Raw genomic sequence first — 4,462 nt, 5'->3', positions numbered from 1 at the left:
CCCCCCCCCCCCCCCCCCCCCCCCCCCCCCCCCCCCCCCCCCCCCCCCCCCCCCGGCAAGGACGCCGGCCATACGCCAGGCGTGGCTGTGTTCCACGCCTGGCCCTTCGCCGATCTGTCAGGACCGGCCCAGCGAAGGCTTGAAGTCCGGGACCATCAGGCCCCATCCAAGCTGGCGGCGAATCTCTTCCGGCGACGGCGGCGGCGTGTTGTCGCGGGTGCGCCGTTCGAGATATTCGCGTACCACCTGTTTCGGTGGGTTGGTGACGTTGTTGTTGGACATCGTGACCTCCGCTGAGGAAATGGTGCCGGTCCTTGAGGCGACCGGCTCACCTGTGGAGTCCGCTAACCAACCTTGCTGATTTTTGTTCGCGAGGCGCGGCAATCACACGGCTTCATCTTAGGCGGTCGAGGTGCCGCGGAACGGTTCGTTGCCGCACAAAGGGTGTCGGAGAAAGATCAAAGAACTGTCCGATTCCCGCGCTTGTTGTTGTCGGAATAATTCCCACTGCATGCCCTCCGATAGCTGTGCAGGCCTCGTCCTACAGGAGTGAACCCTTGAGCTCGCTCAAGTCGGGATCTTGAACACGCGCGTCGAGCGCGCCGCCGCGCCGCCGGTTGGGCACGCGATATGCCTGTGCTGTTTCGACTGGCCACCCGGCCAGCCCGATGAGGAGAAACAGCATGCGTCATTCACTGATCCAATTCGCCCTGGCCAGCACGCTTGGGCTTTTTGCAGCGGCCGCGCAGGCCGACACCGTGGTCTATGACAATGGCAGCCCCGACCACGCCAGCGGCAACAACCTCGGCTTCGCCCTGCAAGCGGAGGACTTCCGCCTGACCGTGCAGGCGCGCCTGACCACGATCGAGTTCTGGACCCTGGAGGCCGCCGACGCCTACCGCGGCAGCATCAGCTACGAGATCCGCTGGAATGCCGGTGGCGCGCTGGGCGCTTCGATCCTGCAGGGCACGGCGGCCGTCACGCGCACTGCCACCGGGACCTACCAGGGCCTCACGGAGTACCACAACAGCTTTGACCTGCCCAGCCCACTGCTGATGGATCCAAATCCGTACTGGCTGATCCTGCATAACGGCGGGCTCGATAACTTCACCGATCCCAACGAGTTCCTGTGGGAGACCGCGGCCATGCAGCCGGGCCAGCTCGGTGGCGCGGAAGCATTCAGCCAGGGCGGCCCGTTCACGCCCAACTTCCAGGAGCACGCCTTCCGCATCAGCGCCGTGCCCGAGCCCTGCCCCGCCTTCGCGCTGGTGGCCGGGCTGGGTGTGCTGGCGGCACTCGGGCGCCGCGGCGCCGCCGCACGCCGCCGTCCGCAATAAGGAGACCACGCCATGATCACCCGCTTCCCCTTTGCCGCCGCGCTGCTTCTGTCTGCCACACTGGCGGGCGGCGCCCAGGCTCAGAACGCGCTGACCACCGTGCCGATTCCGCTGGCCGACGTCAGCCTGCCCCTCAGCGAGATGGCCCAGCAGGCCGCCGCCCAGCCCCCGGTGGTGCGGGCGCCGCGCCTGATCCCCTACCGCCGCGTGACGGCGCAGATGCGCCGCCAGGTGCCGCCGTCGGTACTCCAGAACCGGGCCGCCGACCCGTTCAGCACGTTGGTCGCGTGGCCCGCCAAGCCCGCCATGCCGCACGTGTACACCAACGGCACGCCGGTCAACGTGGAGGGCGTGCCACAGAACAGCGGCGCCCCGTCGGACGCCAACGGGGCGGTCGGCTCGTCCCAGTACGTGCAGTGGGTGAACACGCAGTTCGCCATCTACCGCAAGACCGATGGCACGTTGCTGGTCGGGCCGGTGGACGGCAACATCCTATGGTCCGGCCTGTCCGGCAACCCCGGCTTCGACACCTGCCGCACGGCCAACCAGGGCGACCCGATCGTGCAGTACGACCAGCAGGCCAACCGCTGGGTGTTCACGCAGCTGGCCTTCAATAATCTCAACGGGCCGTTCTTCCAGTGCATCGCCATCTCCACCTCGGCGGACGCCACGGGCAGCTACTACCGCTACGTGCTCAGCAACGTGAGCAGCGCCGGCGCGTCGCTGCTCGGCGATTATCCGAAGATGAGCGTGTGGCCGGATGCCTACTACTTCTCGTTCGTGCTGTTCACGAATGCGACCGGCAATTACCTCGGTCCGCGGGTGTGCGGACTGGACCGCCCGCCCATGCTGAGCGGCGGCGCCACCTCGGCGGCCTGCTACAACTTCGGTCCGTCGTACGGTCCCATCCTCACGGCCGACATCGACGGCAAGACGCCGCCAGCCTCCGACAGCCCGGTCTACCTGATGGCGCTCGATTTCGGCGAGGATGGCAGCGGCGACCACCTGTTCTTCTGGCGCTTTTCCTTCACCGGCCGCTCGGTGACCAATGCGCTGACGGTGCCGGTGGCGCCGTTTACCATCGGCTGCCCGACCACGGGCGCGTGCATCAAGCAGCCGCCACCGGGTGAGCTGCTGGACGCGCTATCGGACCGGCTGATGTACCGCCTGGTCTACCGCAACTTCGGCACGCGCGAGGTCCTGTTGGCCAACCACTCGGTGCAGCAGCCCGGCGCCCCCACCAACGGCCCTGTTGGCGTGCGCTGGTACGAGTTGCGCGACCCGGCCACCAGCCCGTACGTGTACCAGCAGGGCACGATCGCACCGGACGGTGACAGCCGCTGGATGGCCAGCATGGGCAGCGACAAGAGCGGCAACATCGCGGTGGGCTACAGCGTGTCCGGCCCGGCCACCTACCCTGGCATCCGCTACACCGGGCGGCTGCGCACCGAGCCGATGGGGCGCATGGAGGTCGAAGGCGTGATCGTCAACGGCACCGGCGCGCAGGTGAACACCTTCGGCCGCTGGGGCGACTACAGCGGCATGGAGACCGATCCTTTCGACGAGTGCACCTTCTGGTACACCAACCAGTACATCGCCTCGACCGGCACGTTCACCTGGCGCTCGCGCATCGCCAACTTCAAGTTCCGGAACTGCAATTTCACCGGCAGCCCGGGCGCGCCGCCGGAGCCGTGACATACGGTATTGAACGGCGTTGACGCCCGCCTCCGTGCTAGGCTCGCCTGCATCTCGGCAGGACTGAATCTGGCACGGAGGAGACCATGCGTCGAATATTGCTGTCCCTGGTCATGGCGCTGGGTACGTGGGCCGCGCAGGCCGCGCTGGCGCAGGAAGCGTACCGGCTGGAGCTGCCGCCCGGGTCGGCAGCGGTCGATCCGGCCGCGGGCGGCTCGATCCAGTTCATCGGCACGGCCACCGTGCTGATCCGCTACCAGGGCTTCACCATCCTCACCGACCCCAACTTCCTGCACAAAGGCCAGAAGGTCCATCTCGGTTACGGGCTGACCTCGGAGCGGCTGACCAATCCGGCCGTGGAGCTGGCGGACCTTCCACCGATCGACCTGGTGATCCTGTCGCACATGCACGAGGATCACTTCGACCGCGAAGTGCAGGAGAAGCTGGACAAAGCCATTCCCATCGTGACCACCAAGGAGGCTGCGGCCTCGCTCGCCAAGATGGGCTTCCAGAAGCGCTATCCGCTCGGCACCTGGGATGCGCTGGAGGTGACCAAGGGCGCGGCCAGGCTGCGCATCACCTCGGCGCCGGGGCGGCATGGCAAGGGGCTGCTGGCGGCACTGCTGCCGTCGGTGATGGGGTCGGTGCTGGACTTTGGCGATGGCAAGTACCGGATGTACATTACCGGGGACACGCTGGTCTACGACGACCTGAACGAGATTCCGAAGCGCTTTCCGAATATGGACCTGGCGCTGCTGCACCTGGGCGGGACGCGCATTCTTGGGACCTTCAAGGTGACCATGGACGGGCAGGATGGGGTACGCATGATGCAGCTGATTGCGCCCCGCACCGGGGTGCCGATCCACTACAACGACTATGACGTGTTCAAGTCGCCGCTGTCCGATTTCCAGGAGGCGGCGAAGGCGGCGGGGCTGGAGAACAAGGTGGTCTACCTCAAGCATGGTGAGGCCTACACCTTCGTGCCGGGCAAGCCGGAGGCTAGTTCACCTCCTCGATGAGCCTGAGCGTTTCGTCGAAACTCCACACGCGGCGGATTTCGATGACGTCGTAGCGGTCGGCGATATTGGGCGGGAAGGCGGAGTAGCGGGCGTTGATTTTCACGATGTTCAGGATGGCCTGGTCGACGTCGGGGCGGCCGCTGCTGCGCACGAAGCTGATGTCTTCCACGCTGCCATCGCTGCGGATGGCGACGATGACGACGGGGTCAACGCGCACGCTGCGCAGGGAGGACGTGGCAAGGTTGCCGGTGCGCTCGATCTTCTGACGGAAGGATTCCACGTAGAGCTTGACGGGGACGTCGCGGATGGCGCGCATGGCAAGCAGGCGGCGCTGGCCGCTCGGGCGGTCCTGCAGGGCGTGTGGCGGGGCGCCCAGCACGTCGAGGCCGCGCAGGGCGTCGCGGGCGCGGC

At 67.0% G+C, this 4,462-nt stretch carries 6 protein-coding genes; 3 read left to right on the top strand and 3 right to left on the bottom strand.

Features of this window, described 5'->3' with window-relative positions:
* Positions 1–117: 117 nt before the first annotated feature.
* Both E4L96_RS23425 and E4L96_RS23420 read right to left on the bottom strand, forming a co-directional pair.
* Positions 118–282: a hypothetical protein gene (locus E4L96_RS23425; RefSeq protein WP_167758550.1), complete on the bottom strand. Its 165-nt coding sequence runs from the start codon at positions 280–282 to the stop codon at positions 118–120.
* A gap of 259 nt (positions 283–541) precedes the next feature.
* On the bottom strand, positions 542–685 hold the full coding sequence (locus E4L96_RS23420) for a hypothetical protein (RefSeq protein WP_167758549.1): 144 nt from the start codon (positions 683–685) through the stop codon (positions 542–544).
* Here E4L96_RS23420 and E4L96_RS00060 point away from each other — a divergent pair.
* From E4L96_RS00060 to E4L96_RS00050, 3 genes are all read left to right on the top strand, one after another.
* Positions 684–1,337, top strand: coding sequence for a hypothetical protein (locus tag E4L96_RS00060; RefSeq protein ID WP_135205200.1), 654 nt, complete (start codon positions 684–686; stop codon positions 1,335–1,337). The two genes, E4L96_RS23420 and E4L96_RS00060, sit on opposite strands and share 2 nt — an antisense overlap.
* Before the next feature lie 12 nt (positions 1,338–1,349).
* The gene (locus tag E4L96_RS00055; RefSeq protein ID WP_135205199.1) at positions 1,350–3,032 is read left to right on the top strand and encodes a hypothetical protein; all 1,683 of its coding nucleotides are present in this window, start codon (positions 1,350–1,352) and stop codon (positions 3,030–3,032) included.
* 86 nt (positions 3,033–3,118) lie between these two features.
* Positions 3,119–4,051 (top strand): MBL fold metallo-hydrolase, encoded by a 933-nt coding sequence (locus tag E4L96_RS00050; RefSeq protein ID WP_135205198.1) that lies wholly within the window; start codon positions 3,119–3,121, stop codon positions 4,049–4,051.
* On the opposite strand, the gene E4L96_RS00045 is transcribed toward E4L96_RS00050, so the two are convergent.
* Positions 4,032–4,462, bottom strand: a 431-nt coding sequence (locus E4L96_RS00045) for a TonB C-terminal domain-containing protein (RefSeq protein WP_181017564.1), incomplete at its 5' end; no start/stop codon positions are given. The two genes, E4L96_RS00050 and E4L96_RS00045, sit on opposite strands and share 20 nt — an antisense overlap.

The sequence above is a fragment of the Zemynaea arenosa genome (assembly GCF_004614185.1).
Lineage (GTDB): Bacteria > Pseudomonadota > Gammaproteobacteria > Burkholderiales > Burkholderiaceae_D > Telluria > Telluria arenosa.
The sequence above is the reverse complement of the archived record's forward strand: the minus strand, read 5'-3'. Positions and strand labels throughout refer to the sequence as shown.

Coding starts and splice junctions, on each gene's coding strand:
- E4L96_RS23425 (WP_167758550.1), bottom strand. CDS start 282: ATGTCCAACAACAACGTCACCAACCCACCGAAACAGGTGGTACGCGAA.
- E4L96_RS00060 (WP_135205200.1), top strand. CDS start 684: ATGCGTCATTCACTGATCCAATTCGCCCTGGCCAGCACGCTTGGGCTT.
- E4L96_RS23420 (WP_167758549.1), bottom strand. CDS start 685: ATGCTGTTTCTCCTCATCGGGCTGGCCGGGTGGCCAGTCGAAACAGCA.
- E4L96_RS00055 (WP_135205199.1), top strand. CDS start 1,350: ATGATCACCCGCTTCCCCTTTGCCGCCGCGCTGCTTCTGTCTGCCACA.
- E4L96_RS00050 (WP_135205198.1), top strand. CDS start 3,119: ATGCGTCGAATATTGCTGTCCCTGGTCATGGCGCTGGGTACGTGGGCC.